Genomic DNA, 17527 nt, shown 5'->3' with positions numbered 1-17527 from the left:
CCTCAGCCGCGATATTTCGCGATGACCAGATGGCCGGGGATGGGCTCGCCTTCCTCCATGCGCACGGTGATGTCGCCGATCTCGACGAGATCGAAGCCGGTCTCGTCGAGGCGTTGGCGGAGATAGGCGGGCGCATGGGCGAAGCGCTGATGCGGGCCGACCCGGAACGGCTGTCCGGCGAAAGCGTCTTCCGGCAAGGTTTCCGAGGAAAAGGCGAAGAGGCCGCCGGCGACGAGATTGTCGGCCGCGCCGAAGAACAGTGCCTCCAGTGCGCCGAGATAGGGCAGGACGTCGGTGGCGATGACGAGGTCGAAGGGGACCTCGTCGTTATCGTCCAGAAAGTCGACGGCCTCGGCGACATAAAGCGTCTCGTAGAGATCCTTCTCATGCGCGATCTCGACCATGTTCTCGGAAAGGTCGACGCCGGTGATATCTTCGGCCATGTCGCGCAGTGCGCCTCCGCTCAGCCCGGTGCCGCAACCGAGATCCAGAACGCGCGGGAAGGGGCCGAGGCCGAGCGCCTGGAAACGTTGGCGCACCAGCAGCGGAACGCAGTAGCCGAGCTGTTCGACGAGCACATCGTCGAAGACTTCGGCATGCTGGTCGAAGAGGGTGGCGACATAGGCGTCCGGCGCCTTCTCCGGCGTCTCGCCGCGCCCCATGGAGGCAAGCCGCACCGCCGCGCCGCCGTGATCCTCCGGATCGAGGGCGAGGACGTCGGCATAGGCCGCCGCGGCGGCGTCGAAATCGCCGGATTTCTCCAGGGCGAGGGCGCGGTTGTAGGCGTCCGCGAGCGCGTCTTCGTCGATCTTCTTCATATTGGTCTCTTGGAAAATCCGGTCAGGCCCTTCAGGGGCAATCCGTCCGTGCGTCTTTCCGCCCTCTTAGGCCCCAAATAGGCGTTTATCAATCGATGAAACGGGCGCATGATCGCCGCAAGACCAAAAAGACCGGGAGGAGGAATGCATGCCCGCCGATATGCCATCGCTTTCGCTTCGCGCTGAAGCCGCCGCGCGGGGCAGTCCCGCCCTTCCTTCGACGCCGGTCGAGACCATCAACACGATGGTCCACTACTATCGCGGCGAACTCGGCCGGATGGCCGGCTGGCGCGACCGGATCGACCGCACGAGCAACTGGGCGATCACGGTGGTCGCGGCGCTGCTTTCCGTTTCTCTGTCGACGTCCACCTCGCACCACGGCGTGCTGCTCTTCGCCATGCTGCTCGTGACGCTGCTGCTTTTGATCGAGGCGCGGCGCTATCGGTTCTTCGATGTCTATCGGGCGCGGGTGCGGCAGCTCGAGCGTTTCTATTTCGCCGAAATCCTCAATCCGCGCGGAGCACTCGCCACCGACTGGGCGGCGCCGATCGCCAACAGCCTGCGCGAACCGGAATTCCTGATCGGCTATCGGGCGGCGCTCTGCCGGCGGCTGCGGCGGAATTATTGCTGGATGTATCTGATCCTGCTTCTCGCCTGGGCATTGAAGATCTCGTCCTCCAGCATGCAGGCGCAGGGCTCGTCGGGCCGGGACATCGCGCTCGCCTTCGAGAATGTCGTGGCCCATGCCGCGCTGGGGCCGATCGGCGGCGTCGTCGTTCTGGTCGCCGTGGCGCTGTTCTATGCGCTCATCGTCTACGGCTCCCTGCGGGTCGATATGTCCGACAGCGAGCTGACGCATGGATCTGTGCATGTGTGACCGGCCGGCCTGACACTCAGTTGATGACGAATTCTCCCTTCAGCGCGCGCCATTCGGTCGCCGAGATCAGCTTGCTGTGGACATAGCGCACCGAATGGAGCGGGCCGTCCAGCGTCTCCTGCCAGAATTTCAGGAAGCCGCGCATCTCCGGGAAATCGGGTGCGAGGTCGTAGTGCTGCCAGGTGTAGCTTTGCAGCAGGCTGGGATGATCGGGCATGCGGTAGAGGATTTGCGCCGTCGTCAGGCCGTAGCCCTTCAGCTGTATCGACAGGTCGTTTGTCATTCCGGACCTCATTTCGTCTTGAATGATGGTCCCTATGATGAAACGACAGCAGGGTTAATCAAGCGTTTATTTTTGGCCTTCTACGAAGAATATTCTTTTTATTCAATGAATTGGCAGCCCTCATCCGCGAGCGCTGCCAGCAAGGTCAACGCCAGTGAAAATCAGCGCTTGAGATGGCGTGTCAGGCGGTTTTCCAGCCAGGTCCAGAGGTTGCGCAGGATCTCCACCACCAGAAGATAGAGCAGCGCCGCCCAGAGATAGGCCTGATAGTCGAAGGTGCGCGAGAAGGCGCGGCGGGTCTCGCCCATCAGGTCGAAGACCGTGACGATGGCGACGATGGCCGACCCCTTGATCATCAGGATGATCTCGTTGCCATAGGGGCGCAGCGCCACGATCAGCGCCTGCGGCAGGATCACCTTGAGGAAGGCGACGGAACGGGGCAGGCCGAGCGCGGCCGCGCCCTCGTGCTGGCCGCGCGGCACGCTCTCGATGGCGCCGCGCAGGATCTCCGCCTGATAGGCGGCGGTGTTGAGGGTGAAGGTGAGAAGCGCGCAGTTCCACGCGTCGCGGAAGAACCACCACAGCCCCATCGCCTTCAGTTCGGCCGAGAAACTGCCGAGCCCGTAGTAGACGAGGAAAAGCTGCGTCAGGAGCGGCGTGCCGCGAAAGAAATAGACATAGACATAGGCGAAGCCGGAAAAGATCCGGTTCTTCGACATGCGGGCGAAGGCGAGCGGCAGCGACAGCAGGCCGCCGAGCACCACCGACAGGCCGACGAGAAGCAGCGTGACGCCGAGGCCGGAAAGATATCCCGGTCCGTAGCGGGTGATTTTCTGCGGATCCCAGCCGCCGGCCATCATCAGGAACACGCCGACGGTCAGCGCCAGCCAGACCCCCATGAAGGCGTTGCCGAAAAACCGGGCGGCGGTGAAGGGGCGGGGCGGGACCGGCGGCGGCGCCTGCGGCGGAATGAGCGTGGCGGTGTGGCTCATCGCGTGGCCTCCGAGCGTTTCGTCCAGTTCTCGATGGCCGAGAAGGCCAGTGAGGACAGGAAGGCCAGGACCAGGAACAGGAGGCAGGCGAGCGAATAGAATTCGAAGGCCTGCTTGGTGATGCGCGCGGCGATGCCGGTCTGGCGCAGGATATCGGGCAGGCCGATGACCGAAACGAGGGCCGTGTCCTTGAGCAGCGCCATCCAGAGATTGCCAAGGCCCGGCAGGGCGACGCGGACGAGTTGCGGCAGGATGATCAGCCGCATGGTCTTCCCGTGGCGCAGGCCCAGCGCGTAACCGGCTTCGTACTGGCCGCGCGGTATGGCCTTGAAGGCCGACAGCAGCACTTCCGAGCAATAGGCCGAGAAGACCACGCCGAGCGCGATCATGCCGGCGAAGAAGGCGTTGATCTCGACCCGGCCGTCGTAGCCGATGGCCGTCATCAGATTCTGCACGAGGATTTGCAGCCCGTAATAGACGATGAAAAGCGTGAGCAGCTCCGGCAGGCCGCGAAAGAGCGTGGTGTAGATATTCGCCGCCAGTCGCAGCGACTTCTCCTCCGATTGCTTGGCGAGCGCGATGAAGAAGCCGGCGGCAAGGCCCACCGGCAGCGTCGCCAGCGCCAGGCTCGCGGTTACGAGGAAACCGTAGGCGATCTCGTCGCCCCAGCCCGCATCACCGCACGACAGGAGTGTGTTTTTCGCAAAGAGCGAGAAGATGCCGACCGGTCCGCAAAGAGGGTCGACCACCCCCAGGAACGCGGATACCGCCTCGGCAACGGCAGCGAAAAATCCGCTCATGCCAAAAGAACCCCCGATGCGCTTTGCGCTTCTTATCGCGGCGCTTTTCGCGCCTTATGTGCCCGTTCTCAAGCAAAACGGACGGGAGGGCAACCCCTCCCGTCCTTGCATTGTGATGATTGGATCAGAAAAAAAACGCATGAAGCGTCTTTTCCTCCGCCTCACTCGCCGTAGACGTCGAACGGGAAGTACTTGGCGTTGATTTCCTGATACTTGCCGTTGTCGCGGATTGCGGCGATGGCGTTGGAGAAGCGATCGGCGAGATCCGTTTCGCCCTTGCGAACCGCGACGCCGATGCCTTCGCCGTTGATCGCCACGTCAACCGGCAGCGTACCGAGCATCTTGCAGCAGGCGCCTTCGTCCGTCTTCAGCCATTCCGACAGCACCACCACATCGTCGATCGCTCCGTCGATGCGACCGTTGACGAGGTCGAGTTTGTATTCCTCGGCGGTCGGATAGAGCTTGATGTCCGCGCCCTTCATATGCGCTTCGGCATAATTGCCGTGCGTGGTGGAGGACTGGGCGCCCAGCGACTTGCCGTCGAAGGCTTCGTAGGACGCTTCCGTAAGGTCCGAATCCTTCGGCACGACGATGGCCGGCGGGGTGTTGTAGTATTTCTTGGAGAAGTCGATCTGCTGCTTGCGCTCCTCGGTGATCGACATGGAGGCGATGATGGCGTCGAACTTCTTGGCGATCAGCGCGGGAATCATGCCGTCCCAGTCCTGCGTGACGAAGGTGCATTCGGCCTTCATTTCCTCGCAGAGCGCCTTTGCGATATCGATATCGAAGCCCGTCAGCGTGCCGTCGGTTTCCAGGTTGTTGAAGGGCGGATAGGCGCCTTCGGTGCCGATCACGATCTTGTCGGCCATCGCCTGTGTCGAAAACAGCGCGAGCGCTGCGGCGGAAGCCGCCAGCATGATACGTTTCGAAATACGCATTTTCTTCCTCTCTGTTGAAGGCCGGCGGTGTGTTCTTGTTCTCCGGCCCGATTTTGAAGCGGAGGTCTTTCCCGCTTAACGCGATCATCGGCCTTTTTCCGCCAGAAAATCAACAGAATTCGCGCCGCTTTTCAGCCGCTATCCGACGGCAAAGCTCATTGACCGCGAGCCACGGCGGAAAAAATCGACCGCGCGCGCAAACGGCCGCAGAATCCGGTTGCCGGTCGCAACGAAACAGGACGGGACGCCCGTGAGGATGACACGATGACTTTCAGATCCAGACTTTTCGCCACCGTCGCGCTACCCATTCTGGCGAGTTCCCTCGTCGCGACCCCGACGCTTGCCGATGCCCTGACGAAATCCTTCGAGCTGGCGCAGCAGGATGAAGGCGGTGTCGTGCCCGACGAAGACCTGCTTTTGCAGCAGCAGGAGGCTCCGCAAGACGATCAGCGCCCAGCCGGGGCCTCGGAGGCGGAAGCGCCCGTACCGCCGGAGGAAGAGCCACCGGCTGAGGCGTCCGCGCCGGCTGCGGAGGAGCCGCAGGTCGAGGAGGCCCAGCCGGAAGAAGCGCCGCCCGCGCCCGAAGCGTCGGATGGTGAGGATCGGCCATCGCCTGATGCGGCGGAGCAGCCGGTGCCGGAGCCGCGCCCGGAGACGGAAGAACCGCCGCCTGTTGCCGAGCCGGATGTCCCCGCGGAAGAACCGCCGGCGGCGGCCGATCCTGCCGATGAGCCGCCCGCCGCCGCCGCGGAGGAACCCGTTCCCGTTCCGACGGAACCGGAAGCCGGTGGTGAGCCAAATGCGCCGGATGCGGAACAGCCGCCGGTGGAGCCCGTGCCGCAAGAACGGCCGGCGGCACCCGAAGAGGCCGGTCCTGCCGGCGGCGGGCAAGGCGAGACGGAGAGCGGAGAGGGAACTGCCGGGCCTGGTGAGGCTCCCGTTCCGGTCCCTCAGACCGGGATGGAGGAACCGCAGGCGACCGAAGCCCCTGCGGCCGAACCGCTGCCGGCGATCGACGATGCCCGTAGTGCTGCGGAAAAGGAGGCGATCGCCGCCGATCCGTCCGGGACCGATGAGACGGTGGTGCTTCCTGTCGAGAACGGCGCGGCGGTGCTCGACAGCGACAAGGATGCCGACAACAGCGGCGGCGCGGAAAGTCGCGAAACCCGTCGCAAGGCGCGTGAGAAACTGCGCGGGGAGGAGGAGACCCGGCTGCCCGATTCGGATGCCGGCGCACAGGCCGATATTTCGGAAAGCGTGCGGGAGGCGGTGCCGCAAAGGATCGAGGCGGCAATCCAGGAGGAGGGCCGGCGCGTCCGTGAAGCGCCCGACTTCGCCCTCCCGGAGACCACCAACATCGTCAACAACACGGTGATCAACAATACGACGGTCAACAACACCACAATCAATAACGGGATGGGTGCGGTCCGTGTGCGCGACCGGGTCGACAACCGTACGGTGTTGCAGGTCGGCGACCGGCTGATCGTGCGCGGCGACGACCGCCCGCGCCTGCGCCGCGATTCCGAGGAGGTTTATTATGACGATCTGTCGCGCGACCGCGTGCGCGAGACCATCGTGCGCGCAGGCGGCGTGCGGATCGTGACGGTCTACAACCGCTATGGCGACGTCATCCAGCGCTCGCGCGTCGGCCGGGACGGGCGGGAATATGTTCTCGCCTATTTCCCGGAGCGGGAAGGGGGCGGGCGTCGCGCGGATCTCGTCGACGTCGGTTACGAACTGCCGCCGATGCGGCTGCGCATTCCGGTCGAGGACTATATCATCGACACGTCGAGCGATCCGGACCGGGACTATTACGACTTCCTCTCCGAGCCGCCGGTCGAGCAGGTGGAGCGGGTCTATTCGATCAACGAGGTGAAGCAGTCGGCGCGCCTGCGCGACAAGGTCCGGCGGATCGACCTCGATACGATCACCTTTGCAACCGGCAGCGCCGAGGTTCCGCTGTCGCAGGCCCGCACCCTGCGCAGCGTCGCCGAGGCGATGCAGAAGATTCTCGACCGGGACCCCGGCGAGACCTTCCTGATCGAGGGTCATACGGACGCGGTGGGATCCGATGCGTCCAATCTCGTCCTGTCCGACCGGCGCGCCGAGTCGATCGCCGACCTCTTGACCGACGTCTACGGCATTCCGCCGGAAAATCTCCAGACACAGGGATATGGCGAGCGGTTCCTGAAAGTCCGCACGGAGGCCGCCGAACAGCAGAACCGGCGCGTGACGATCCGCCGTGTGTCGACGCTCATCCGCCCCGTGGCCGAATTGCGCTGAACCGTCGCAAGGCCGCCGGAACTCTCCGGCGGCCTTGCGTGTTTCCGGTTCATCGCAAGTTCAGGCGCGGGTGTTAGCCTGACGGCATGATCGGGAAGCCCGATGAAAATGCAGGTCGACCCCGCTCCGAAACTTGCAGTCACGACAACGCACGAGGAATTTCTCCATGGGTAAACGGATAAGACTTCTGGCTACGGTGGCGCTGCCGATCGCTTCGCTCGTCTGGCAGCCGGTATACGCTGCGCCGATCGGGCCGGTGCTTTCTCCTGTTCAGGCGTCCGACGTCAAGACGGTGCAGGCGCAGAACACCGATGCGGAAGAGCTGCTGCGCCGCAAGAAGCAGCAGGAGCGGCAGAAGCAACGTCAGGAAAAAAGGGAGAAAGGCCAGCAACAGGGCAAGGAGGGCGGCGGCAAGGCTCGCGAGGAGCAGCGCCAGCAGAAACAGCGTCAGGTGGACGAAGGCCAGAAACAGCAGCGCCGTCAGGATGAAAAAGCCCGTGACGACCGGCAGAAACAGCGTCAGGCCGGCGAAGACAAGCAGCGCGATACGGAGCGCAAGGCTCGCGAGGAACAGCGTCAGCAGAAGCAGCGGCAGGCGGACGAAGGCAAGCAGAAGCAGCGCGATGCCGAACGCGAGCAGCGTCGTCAGGATGAAAAAGCCCGTGACGACCGGCAGAAACAGCGTCAGGCCACGGAAGACAAGCAGCGCGATACGGAGCGCAAGGCCCGCGAGGAACAGCGCCAGCAGAAGCAGCGGCAGGCGGACGAAGGCAAGCAGAAGCAGCGCGACGCCGAGCGCGAGCAGCGCCGTCAGGATGAAAAAGCCCGAGACGACCGGCAGAAGCAGCGTCAGGCCACGGAAGACAAGCAGCGCGATGCGGAGCGCAAGGCCCGCGAGGAGCAGCGCCAGCGCGAGGCAGGAACGGATCGCCAGAAGAAGCCGGAAGATCGCGCCGAGCGCCGGCCACGCAAGCGGGACGCCGAGCGTGAGCGCATCGCCCGTGACCCGTCGAAGACGGTCGACACCATCGAACTGCCCTTCGAAGGCGGGGCGGCGGTGCTCGACAGCGACAAGGACTGGGACAACCGGCGCGACCTTTCGCGCGGAGAAATGCGCCGCAAGCGGGCGGAAGAGCGCAGCAAGGTCAAAGTCGTCGTTCCACGCTCGGACCGGGATGCGCAGGTTGGCCGCGACGGCAAGCGCCGTCCGCCGGTGCGTTACGAATCCGCCGAACATGAGCGGGGCAAGCGGCGTGACCGGCGGCCGGACTTCGACCGGCGCGATGGCTGGCATGTCGAGCGCCGTGTCGACAATCGCGTGCTGATTCAGATCGACAACCGCATTATCGTCCGCTCGGACGACAACCGCAGGCTCGCCCGCCGCGCCGCCGAAACCTATTACGAGGATCTGCCGCACGGACGCGTGCGCGAGGTCATCGTGCGGCCGAACGGCGACCGGGTGGTCACCATCCGCGATCGCTATGGCGAGGTCATCCAGCGTTCGCGCATCGATCGGTCGGGGCGCGAATATGTGATGTTCTATGCGCCGGCCACGGACTACGACAACCGCCGTGACTTTGTCGATCCAGGCCTCCATCTGCCGCCGATGCGTCTCGGCGTGCCGCTTTCCGACTATATCATCGACACGTCCTCCGATGCGCCGCGGGATTATCGCGCGTTTCTGGAGCAGCCGCCTGTCGAGCCGGTCGAGCGGGTCTATACGCTGGACGAGGTGCGCTATTCCGCGCGTCTTCGCGACAAGGTGCGGCGTATCGATCTCGATACGATCACTTTCGCAACGGGAAGTGCGGACGTGTCGATGGATCAGGCCTCGACGCTACGCGGGGTCGCCGACGCCATCAACGCCATCCTTGACGAGGATCCGGGCGAGACTTTCCTGATCGAGGGCCATACCGATGCGGTCGGGTCGGACGAATCCAACCTCGTTCTTTCCGATCACCGGGCGGAAACCGTGGCGGACGTCCTGACGGATGTCTATGACATCCCGCCGGAAAATCTCGCCACCCAGGGATATGGCGAGCGCTTCCTCAAGATCGACACGGACGGGCCGGAGCAACTGAACCGCCGCGTCACCATTCGCCGCGTCACGCCGCTGGTGAAGCCGGCGTCGCTGGAACGGTAGCGCCGGCCGGCACCGGCACGGCTTCGATGCCCCAAATCGCGATGAGTTCAGGTCGAATCGGCCTGAACTCGTAAACGCGAACGGTTCCACCTTTGTGTTTTCGACCGGCCTTCCTGGCACCCGGCCCGCGGATACGGGAACTCAGCCGCCGGTCATGCTCATATGGCGGGAAACGGAGGGCCGGTTGCGGCGGTCGATAATGAAATCGTGCCCCTTCGGCTTGCGGGCGATCGCCTCGTCGATTGCCCTCGACAGCAGCGCGTCATCCGTGCTTGCCCGCAGCGGCAGGCGCAGATCGGCCGCGTCCTCCTGTCCGAGGCACATGTAGAGCGTGCCGGTGCAGGTCAGCCGGACGCGGTTGCAGCTCTCGCAGAAATTATGGGTCATCGGCGTGATGAAGCCGAGCCGGCCGCCGGTTTCGGCCACCTGGACGTAACGGGCGGGGCCGCCGGTGCGATAGGGGTCGTCCGTCAGCGTGAATTCTTCCGAAAGCCGGGCGCGCATCTGCGACAGCGGCATGTAGCGGTCGGTGCGATCCTCCTCGATCTCGCCCATCGGCATGGTCTCGATCAGTGTCAGGTCCATGCCGAGCCCATGCGCCCAGCGCAGGAGGGCGGGTATCTCCCGATCATTGAAATCCTTGAGCGCGACCGTGTTGATCTTGATGCTCAGTCCCGCCTTGCGGGCGGCGTCGAGCCCTTCCATCACCTTCGACAGATCGCCCCAGCGGGTGACGGCGCGGAATTTTTCCGGGTCGAGCGTATCGAGCGACACGTTGATGCGCCGCACGCCGCAATCGACGAGCTCGGCGGCATGGCGGGCCAGCTGCGAGCCGTTGGTCGTCAGCGTCAGCTCGTCGAGCCGGCCGTCGCGAACATGCTCGCCGAGCGCGCGCACCAGGAACAGGATATTCTTGCGCACCAGCGGTTCGCCGCCGGTCAGTCGCAGCTTGCGCACGCCCTTGGCGATAAAGGCGGAACAGAGCCGGTTCAGTTCCTCCAGCGTCAGCAGGTCCTTCTTCGGCAGGAAGGTCATGTGCTCCGACATGCAATAGGTGCAGCGGAAATCGCAGCGGTCGGTGACCGAGACGCGCAGATAGGTGATCGCGCGTCCGAACGGATCGATCATCGGTGCGGCAGAGCGCTCGATTGCGACGGGGCTGCGGAACGGTCCGGTATGGGTATTCACGGCATGTTCTCCAGAACGACCGGCGTGCCCGCAGATGAGGCAACGTCCGGCCGACAGACGACAGGCCGATTATGACATCATTTTTGCGCTTGCACATCCCCGCCTTGCGGCATAGTCCTTCGCGTGCAGGAAAGGGAAGGCGAAACGATGAGCGAATTCTGGCCGACGGAGTTGCGCGTCTCCAAGGACCGGCAGCGGTTGCAGGTAAGCTTCAACGACGGTGCCAGCTTCGATCTTTCCGCCGAAATCCTGCGGGTCCTGTCGCCTTCGGCGGAAGTGAAGGGACATGGTCCCGGCCAGCGCGTGACCGTTCCCGGCAAACGCAACGTCGCGATCATCTCGATGATCCCGACCGGCAATTACGCCGTGCGCATCGGCTTCGATGATTTCCACGATACCGGCATCTACAGCTGGTCCTATCTGCGTGAACTGGGAGAGAACGGCGAGGCGCTTTTTTCCGACTACGAGCGGGAGCTTGCGGAAAAAGGGATGACCCGGGACCGTTCGGAAAAGCCGCGATAACTGCCGGCGCCCGATTTACCGCCGATAGATCAGCCAGTTCTTGGCGAAATCCTTCTTCATGCCGTCGTCGTAGACGACCGTGCGGTTGCGGCCGCCGTTCTTGGCGCAATAGAGCGCGATATCGACATTGGAATAGAGTTCGCCCGGACCGTCCGCCTCCGAGGCCATGCACAGGCCGAGGGAGATGGTGACCGGCCCGTAGTTGACCCCGGTGCGGGAGTTCTTGAAGGGGGTATTTTCCAGCGCGACGCGGATGCGCTCGGCAATCGTGCGGGCTTCCTCCATCGTGTTGCCCTCGATGATCATCGCGAATTCCTCGCCCCCGGCGCGCGCGATGAAAATATCCTTGCGCAGATGGGTGCGCAGCAGGCTGGCGACCGAGGCGAGGATCTTGTCGCCCACCGGATGGCCGTAGGTATCGTTGATCTTCTTGAAATGATCGATATCGGCCAGCACCAGCGCCGTCACATTGAGCGTCATCGGCGAATTGAAGACCGCGGCGAGCTTGTCGTCGAAGGCCCGGCGATTGGCCAGTTGCGTCAGGGAATCGGTGCTGGCGATGCGCTTGTATTCATCCAGTTCCCGGCGCACGACATCCATTTCACGCGAACTCTGGGTGACATTCTCGACCATCTCCTTTCCGAAGGAGAGCGTGTCGCCGGTCGCCTCGCTGAGGACGTCTATGGCGCTTTTCAGGATTTCGTTGCTGGCCGCGTTTTTGCCGGAAATCCGTACATAGGTCTCGTCCAGAAGCTGGTTGTAGCTTTCGAGTGAAGACTGCTCCTGGCGGAGCAGTTGCAGCAGCGCCTCCAGTTCGCCAACGATCCTGGTATGGGCGCCGTTGATGGCCTCGACGCGGTGGTGGCCGAAATACTGGGCGCCGATCACGTCCAGTTCTTCCTGCGCGGCCCTGCTGCCGAGCGCGGCCAGTTCGCGCGTCAGCTTCGGGTTGGAGCCGATATAGGCTTCGTAGAAGAGCTCGTAATTGCGGGGGATCGGAGCGACGCCCATGATGCGCATCGCATGGGTGACCTGCGCTGCTATATCCGGCACCGATACTTTCTGTACGGTTGCGGAGGTCATGGCAATGCTCCTGGAGGGCGTGTGTCCTGAAGCTAAAATAAGAAGCAAATACTTTGAGAAGGATTAACGAAGATTGGCCTTCGTCATGTTTGCGGGCAAAGACCGGAAGGCCGTGAACGCCAGCGTCCACGGCCTTCCCGAATGGAGGATCAGCCAGGCATGATCATTTTTTCGGGCCGGACGACCTCGTCGAATTCCGCATCGGTGACATAGCCGCCGCCGACGGCTTCCTCGCGCAGCGTCGTGCCGTTCTTGTGGGCGGTCTTGGCGATCCGGGCGGCATTGTCATAGCCGATCTTCGGCGCCAGCGCGGTGACGAGCATCAGCGAGCGGTCGAGCGCGGCCTTGATGTTGTCTTCCCGCGCCTCGATACCCGTGACGCAATTGTCGGTGAACGAGATGACCGAGTCCGAGAGAAGCTGCACGGATTGCAGGAAGTTGTAGGCCATCAGCGGATTGTAGACGTTCAGCTCGAAATGACCCTGGCTGCCGGCGAAGGTCAGGGCGGCATGGTTGCCGAATACCTGCACGCAGACCTGCGTCAGCGCCTCGCACTGGGTCGGGTTGACCTTGCCCGGCATGATGGAGGAACCGGGCTCGTTTTCCGGCAGCGACAGTTCGCCGAGCCCCGAGCGGGGGCCGGAACCGAGGAAGCGGATGTCGTTGGCGATCTTGAAGAGCGCGGCGGCAGCGGCGTTGATCGCGCCATGGGAGAAGACCATCGAATCGTGGGCGGCGAGCGCCTCGAACTTGTTCGGCGCGGTCTTGAAGCCGATGCCGGTGATCTGCGCGATATGCTCGGCGACCTTTTCGGCGAAGCCGACCGGGGCGTTGAGGCCGGTGCCGACGGCCGTGCCGCCCTGGGCGAGTTCGCACAGGCCCGGCAGCGTCATCTCGATGCGCGCGATGGACGAGGCGACCTGGGCGGCATAGCCGGAGAATTCCTGGCCGAGGGTGAGGGGGGTCGCGTCCTGCGTGTGCGTGCGGCCGATCTTGATGATGTGATCGAAGGCCTTCACCTTGGCTTCGAGGGCGGCGTGAAGGTGCTTCAGCGCCGGCAGCAGGTCATGGACGACGCGCTCGGCGCAGGCGATGTGCATGGCCGTCGGATAGGTGTCGTTCGACGACTGGCTCATGTTGACGTGGTCGTTCGGGTGCACCGGCGTCTTCGAGCCCATGACGCCGCCGAGCATTTCTATCGCCCGGTTGGAGATGACCTCGTTGGCGTTCATGTTGGACTGGGTGCCGGAGCCCGTCTGCCAGACGACGAGGGGGAAATGGTCGTCGAGCTTGCCGTCGATCACCTCCTGCGCGGCGGCGACGATCGTCTTGCTGATCTGCGGATCGAGGCGGCCGAGTTCCGCGTTGGCGCGGGCGGCGGCCTGCTTGACGATGCCGAGGGCGCGGATGACGGAAAGGGGCTGTTTTTCCCAGCCGATCCTGAAGTTGCCGAGCGAGCGCTGGGCCTGGGCGCCCCAATAGCGGCTGTTGTCCACCTCGATGGGGCCGAATGTATCCGTTTCGGTGCGCGTAGTCGTCATCACTGTTTCCCGCTTTCAGCCATGCGCTTCGTCATGCCGCCGGCCGCGCCGCCGCATGGCGGGCGACGAACCGGACTGACGGGTCTTCAGACGAAGCCCGCCGGTGCGAAATCGGGCCTTTCTCTGACCCATCCGGGGGGCGCTTGTAAAGGGGTGGGGACGGCCGCAAGGGGCGACCTCCGACTAAAATCGATTAGGCCCGTGAGGTGCGGCTTTCGCCGTTTGTGTTTTTTCGGCCACGATCGACGACAGGTTGCGGCGTATTTTTTGCATCGGCAGGGAACGGGAAGGGAATGCGCGGGCCTCGAAGCGGAAACCTGAATTGTTACAAGAGGCTGCGGGGGGCGTCGGAAATTGCGGCCCTGCGGCGGCCGGACCACGTCGAAAGCGTGCGTTTTCTTTTCATTCACCATCCTTTCTTATAACTTGCCGTCCTTTCTTATAACTACCGGCTCGGCGCCGCCGGATATCTCGCGCTCTCCAGGATACGGGGAATGGAATACGGATGAAATCACTCACGACTGCGGCGGCGGCCGCGCTGGCCCTGTCCTGCGCCTTCGTCACCATCGATACGACGCCCGCCTCGGCCGGCTCCCTGACGATCATGGACATGCTGCGCGGCAGGACGCGGGCGAGCGAGCCGCAGACCGGTTCGCCGGAAGCCGACCAGGCTGCCCGCGACGCCCGCCAGGCGCAGCGCGAGGCAAAGCCGCTGCCACGCGTTACCGGTCCCCGCTACTATACCTACAAGGCCGCCGGCCTGACGCGTGTCGCCGCCGACAAGCTGACCGATCCCATGGTGACGGGTTCGGTCGGAGGCGATCCATCGAATGTCGACCTCACGGGCGCGGCGGCCATCCGCGCCGCCTTCGCCACGGTGAACGTCAGCGCGCCGGCAGAAAGCGCGCAGGCCCTGGAAAGCTTCTATCGCGAACAGGAGCGGCTGGTCTGGGTCGACGGGCAGGCCCCCAATGCGCGGGCGCGCGCGGCGCTTGCCGTTCTTGCCGATGCGGCGGCGGTGGGCCTCGATCCCGCCGATTACGCCGTGGCGATGCCGTCTTCCGACGCCGCCATCAGCCGCGAGGAGGCGCTGGCCCAGTTCGAAATCGAGCTGTCGGCCGCCGTTGCCACCTATGTGCTCGACGCCACGCGAGGCCGGATCGATCCTAACCGGATTTCCGGATATCACGATTTCGAACGCAAGACGGTGAACCTCGTCGCGGCTCTGAAGAACGTCGCGATCAGCGGCGACGTCAGGGCCTATCTGGAAAGCCGCTCGCCGCGCGGGGCGCACTTTCAGGCGCTCAAGGCCGAGCTTGCCCGCCTGAAGGTTTCGTCGGAGGCGCAGGAAGAGATCATCATCGCTCCCGGCACGCTGCTGAAGCCCGGCCAGAGCAGCGCCGAGCTTGCTCACATCGTCAAGGGGATCATCCGTTACGGTTCGGATGCGCTGAAGACCGATCATGCGCTGACCCTCGTCGACTACGCGGGAACGCCCGACTATACGCCGGAACTGGTGTCGCTGGTCGAGGCCTTCCAGAAGGAGAAGGGGCTGAAGCCCGACGGTATCGTCGGCAACGCGTCGATCCGTCTGCTGACCGGCGGCGATTCGGTGGCCTCGAAGATCGCTAAGATCGAGGTCGCCATGGAACAGGCGCGCTGGCTGCCGCCGGACCTCGGCGCGCGCTATGTGCTGATCAACCAGCCGGCCTACGAAGTCTATTACCACGAAGATGGCGTGGAACAGTTTTCCATGCGCGTGGTGATCGGCACGAAATCGAACCAGACCTATTTTTTCCAGGATCGCATCCAGACGGTCGAGTTCAATCCCTATTGGGGCGTGCCGCAATCGATCATCATCAACGAGATGCTGCCAAGATTGCGCAACGATCCGTCCTATCTCGACCGGCTCGGCTATGAGGTGGCGGTCGGCGGCCGTGCGGTGCCGTCGTCGTCGATCGACTGGTATGGATCGACGGCCGGCGTCTCCGTCCGCCAGCCGCCGAGCAGCGACAATGCGCTTGGCGAACTGAAGATCCTGTTTCCCAACAGTCACGCCATCTATATGCACGACACGCCGTCGAAGGGTTTCTTCAAGCGGGACATGCGGGCGCTCAGCCATGGCTGCGTGCGCCTTGCCGACCCGCGCCGGATGGCGGCGGCGGTGCTCGGAACGACGACGGACGATGTCGGCGCGCAGATCGCGAAGGGCGGCAACCGGGCTGCCAGGGTCGAGGCGGATATTCCGATCTATATCGCCTATTTCACCGCCTGGCCGAACAAGGACGGCAAGGTCGAGTATTTCGACGACGTCTATGGCCGCGACGACTATGTCCGCAAGGCCTTCGCCGCCACGCGTACGGCGCGCGAGGCGCAGGGCTGACAGCCGGCGTCTGTCAGCTGACGTGTTCAGGCGGTCAAAGAGCGGCTCCGGCCGCTCTTTTCCGTTTCCGGAAGGGCCGGGGCCGCGACGTTTACGACCGGCGGGTCGCCAGAAGATCCTCGACGAGAGTGGGCGTCAGTTCGTCGAAATGGGCGATGATGCGGGTCGGTTCGAGTTCGGCCACCGGTACGTCGGAATAGCCGAAGGGCACGCCGATGGAGGGAATGCCGGCATTGCGGGCAACGGCCATGTCGTTGAGGCTGTCGCCGATCATGACGGTACGGGCGGGATCGCCGCCGGCAAGGCGCACCGTTCCGAGCAGATGTTCGGCATCCGGCTTGCGCACCGCGAAGGTGTCGCCTCCGGTGATGGCGGAAAAGCGCGGCGACAGGCCGAGGCCGTCGATCAGCCGGCGGGCGAGCGGCTCCAGCTTGTTGGTGCAGACGGCAAGGCCGGCTCCGGCTGCTGCCAGCCGGTCCATGGCGGCCAGCAGGCCCGGATACGGCTTCGAAACGCCGGGCATGGCTTCGGCGTAGTGATCGACGAAGACCGCGAGCATGCGGGCGAGATCGCCGTCGGAGAGTTCGCGGCCGCGCAGCGCGAAGGCGCGGCTGATCATCACCTGCGCGCCGTGGCCGACGAGCCAGGTGAGGTCATCGTAGCCGACGGGCTCCAGCCCCTCCAGGCCAATGGTATGGTTGAGGCTTGCGACAAGATCGCCGGCGGTATCGACGAGGGTGCCGTCGAGATCGAAGACGACGAGGGGAGCGGACATGGCAGGGACCCTGGCTGGGAGGTTTCGGGGTGGGCTTTCGGGGTAGGCGATAGAGCCGGGTTTTGCAATCGTCTTTGACGGCGGAGGGGCGAGGCGATTTTGGCTTTCGTTTGCGGTGGAGGGCGTGTAAGTGTCTCACCGGAATCTGTGGCCGGCGCAATGACGGCCGAACGATAATAAACAAGGGGAGTGTGTGGCGCATGGACGCCCGCGAAATGAAGATAAAGGCCGCCGAAGCGGCCCTGTCCCATGTCGAGGACGGGATGCGCCTCGGTATCGGTACGGGATCGACCGCCGAGGAGTTCGTGCGGCTTCTGGCCGAACGGGTCGCCGGCGGGCTGACGGTGGCGGGCGTTCCGACGTCGGAGCGCACCGCGCGGCTCTGCCTGGAACTGGGCGTGCCGCTGAAATCGCTGGAGGAAATGCCGGAACTCGACCTGACGATCGACGGCGCCGACGAGGTGGATGGCCGCCTGCGGCTGATCAAGGGCGGCGGTGGCGCGCTCCTGCGCGAGAAGATCGTGGCGAGCGCATCGGCGCGGATGATCGTGATCGCCGACGAAAGCAAGGTCGTCGAGACGCTCGGCGCGTTCAAGCTGCCGATCGAGGTCAATCCGTTCGGCCTGACCGTGACCCGGCTGGCCATCGAGAAGGTGGCTGCGCGGCTCGGGCTTTCCGGCGAGTTGATCCTGCGCCGTTCCGGCGACGGCCCGTTCACGACGGACGGCGGCCATTATATTTTCGACGCATCTTTTGGCCTCATTCCTGATGCAGATGCGCTGGCAAGCAGCCTCAACACCATACCCGGCGTCGTCGAACACGGGCTCTTCATCAATATGGCATCGCTTGCCATCATTGCGGGACCTGCTGGCGCGCGCACGCTTACGGCGAAAGAATAGAC

The 17527-nt window shown here is 64.1% G+C and carries 15 protein-coding genes; 6 read left to right on the top strand and 9 right to left on the bottom strand.

The features are described 5' to 3' along the window. Positions 1-2: 2 nt before the first annotated feature. Positions 3-818: a class I SAM-dependent DNA methyltransferase gene (locus KYK29_RS01750; RefSeq protein ID WP_254689125.1), complete on the bottom strand. Its 816-nt coding sequence runs from the start codon at positions 816-818 to the stop codon at positions 3-5. Positions 819-966: 148 nt separating this feature from the next. On the opposite strand from KYK29_RS01750, the gene KYK29_RS01745 reads away from it, so the two are divergent. Beyond that, positions 967-1695 (top strand): DUF2270 domain-containing protein, encoded by a 729-nt coding sequence (locus KYK29_RS01745; protein WP_254689124.1) that lies wholly within the window; start codon positions 967-969, stop codon positions 1693-1695. Positions 1696-1711: 16 nt separating this feature from the next. Here the strand turns inward: KYK29_RS01745 and KYK29_RS01740 are convergent, their stop codons facing one another. The 4 genes from KYK29_RS01740 to KYK29_RS01725 form a co-directional block, all read right to left on the bottom strand. Then, positions 1712-1978, bottom strand: coding sequence for an usg protein (locus KYK29_RS01740; RefSeq protein WP_254689123.1), 267 nt, complete (start codon positions 1976-1978; stop codon positions 1712-1714). Between the two features lie 161 nt (positions 1979-2139). Next, positions 2140-2970 carry an ABC transporter permease gene (locus KYK29_RS01735; protein WP_254689122.1) on the bottom strand — a complete coding sequence of 277 codons (831 nt, stop codon included), beginning with the start codon at positions 2968-2970 and terminating at the stop codon, positions 2140-2142. After that, positions 2967-3770, bottom strand: a complete 804-nt coding sequence (locus KYK29_RS01730; protein ID WP_254689121.1) for an ABC transporter permease — start codon at positions 3768-3770, stop codon at positions 2967-2969. The genes KYK29_RS01735 and KYK29_RS01730 overlap by 4 nt, the downstream gene beginning before the upstream one ends. A 161-nt stretch (positions 3771-3931) precedes the next feature. Beyond that, on the bottom strand, positions 3932-4708 hold the full coding sequence (locus KYK29_RS01725; protein WP_254689120.1) for an ABC transporter substrate-binding protein: 777 nt from the start codon (positions 4706-4708) through the stop codon (positions 3932-3934). A gap of 264 nt (positions 4709-4972) precedes the next feature. On the opposite strand from KYK29_RS01725, the gene KYK29_RS01720 reads away from it, so the two are divergent. Continuing rightward, positions 4973-6991, top strand: a complete 2019-nt coding sequence (locus tag KYK29_RS01720; RefSeq protein WP_254689119.1) for an OmpA family protein — start codon at positions 4973-4975, stop codon at positions 6989-6991. Between the two features lie 166 nt (positions 6992-7157). Next, a complete protein-coding gene (locus KYK29_RS01715; protein WP_254689118.1) occupies positions 7158-9134 on the top strand; it encodes an OmpA family protein in 1977 nt (658 codons plus the stop codon). Positions 9135-9275: 141 nt separating this feature from the next. Here KYK29_RS01715 and moaA read toward each other — a convergent pair whose 3' ends face one another. Then, positions 9276-10262 carry a GTP 3',8-cyclase MoaA gene (gene moaA, locus KYK29_RS01710; RefSeq protein ID WP_254690052.1) on the bottom strand — a complete coding sequence of 329 codons (987 nt, stop codon included), beginning with the start codon at positions 10260-10262 and terminating at the stop codon, positions 9276-9278. 207 nt (positions 10263-10469) lie between these two features. Between moaA and KYK29_RS01705 the strand changes: the two genes are divergently transcribed. After that, complete coding sequence (locus tag KYK29_RS01705) at positions 10470-10844, top strand: gamma-butyrobetaine hydroxylase family protein (RefSeq protein ID WP_254689117.1); 375 nt, start codon at positions 10470-10472, stop codon at positions 10842-10844. Positions 10845-10859: 15 nt separating this feature from the next. On the opposite strand, the gene KYK29_RS01700 is transcribed toward KYK29_RS01705, so the two are convergent. Next, positions 10860-11927: a GGDEF domain-containing protein gene (locus KYK29_RS01700; protein WP_254689116.1), complete on the bottom strand. Its 1068-nt coding sequence runs from the start codon at positions 11925-11927 to the stop codon at positions 10860-10862. 149 nt (positions 11928-12076) lie between these two features. Then, positions 12077-13468, bottom strand: coding sequence for a class II fumarate hydratase (gene fumC, locus KYK29_RS01695; RefSeq protein ID WP_254689115.1), 1392 nt, complete (start codon positions 13466-13468; stop codon positions 12077-12079). Positions 13469-13973: 505 nt separating this feature from the next. On the opposite strand from fumC, the gene KYK29_RS01690 reads away from it, so the two are divergent. Next, positions 13974-15851, top strand: coding sequence for a L,D-transpeptidase family protein (locus KYK29_RS01690; RefSeq protein WP_254689114.1), 1878 nt, complete (start codon positions 13974-13976; stop codon positions 15849-15851). 91 nt (positions 15852-15942) lie between these two features. Here KYK29_RS01690 and KYK29_RS01685 read toward each other — a convergent pair whose 3' ends face one another. After that, complete coding sequence (locus KYK29_RS01685) at positions 15943-16626, bottom strand: HAD family hydrolase (RefSeq protein ID WP_254689113.1); 684 nt, start codon at positions 16624-16626, stop codon at positions 15943-15945. Positions 16627-16826: 200 nt separating this feature from the next. On the opposite strand from KYK29_RS01685, the gene rpiA reads away from it, so the two are divergent. Further along, on the top strand, positions 16827-17525 hold the full coding sequence (gene rpiA, locus KYK29_RS01680; RefSeq protein ID WP_254689112.1) for a ribose-5-phosphate isomerase RpiA: 699 nt from the start codon (positions 16827-16829) through the stop codon (positions 17523-17525). Positions 17526-17527 lie beyond the last annotated feature (2 nt).

This window comes from Shinella daejeonensis (assembly GCF_024281235.1).
Classification (GTDB): domain Bacteria; phylum Pseudomonadota; class Alphaproteobacteria; order Rhizobiales; family Rhizobiaceae; genus Shinella; species Shinella daejeonensis.
The sequence above is the reverse complement of the archived record's forward strand: the minus strand, read 5'-3'. Positions and strand labels throughout refer to the sequence as shown.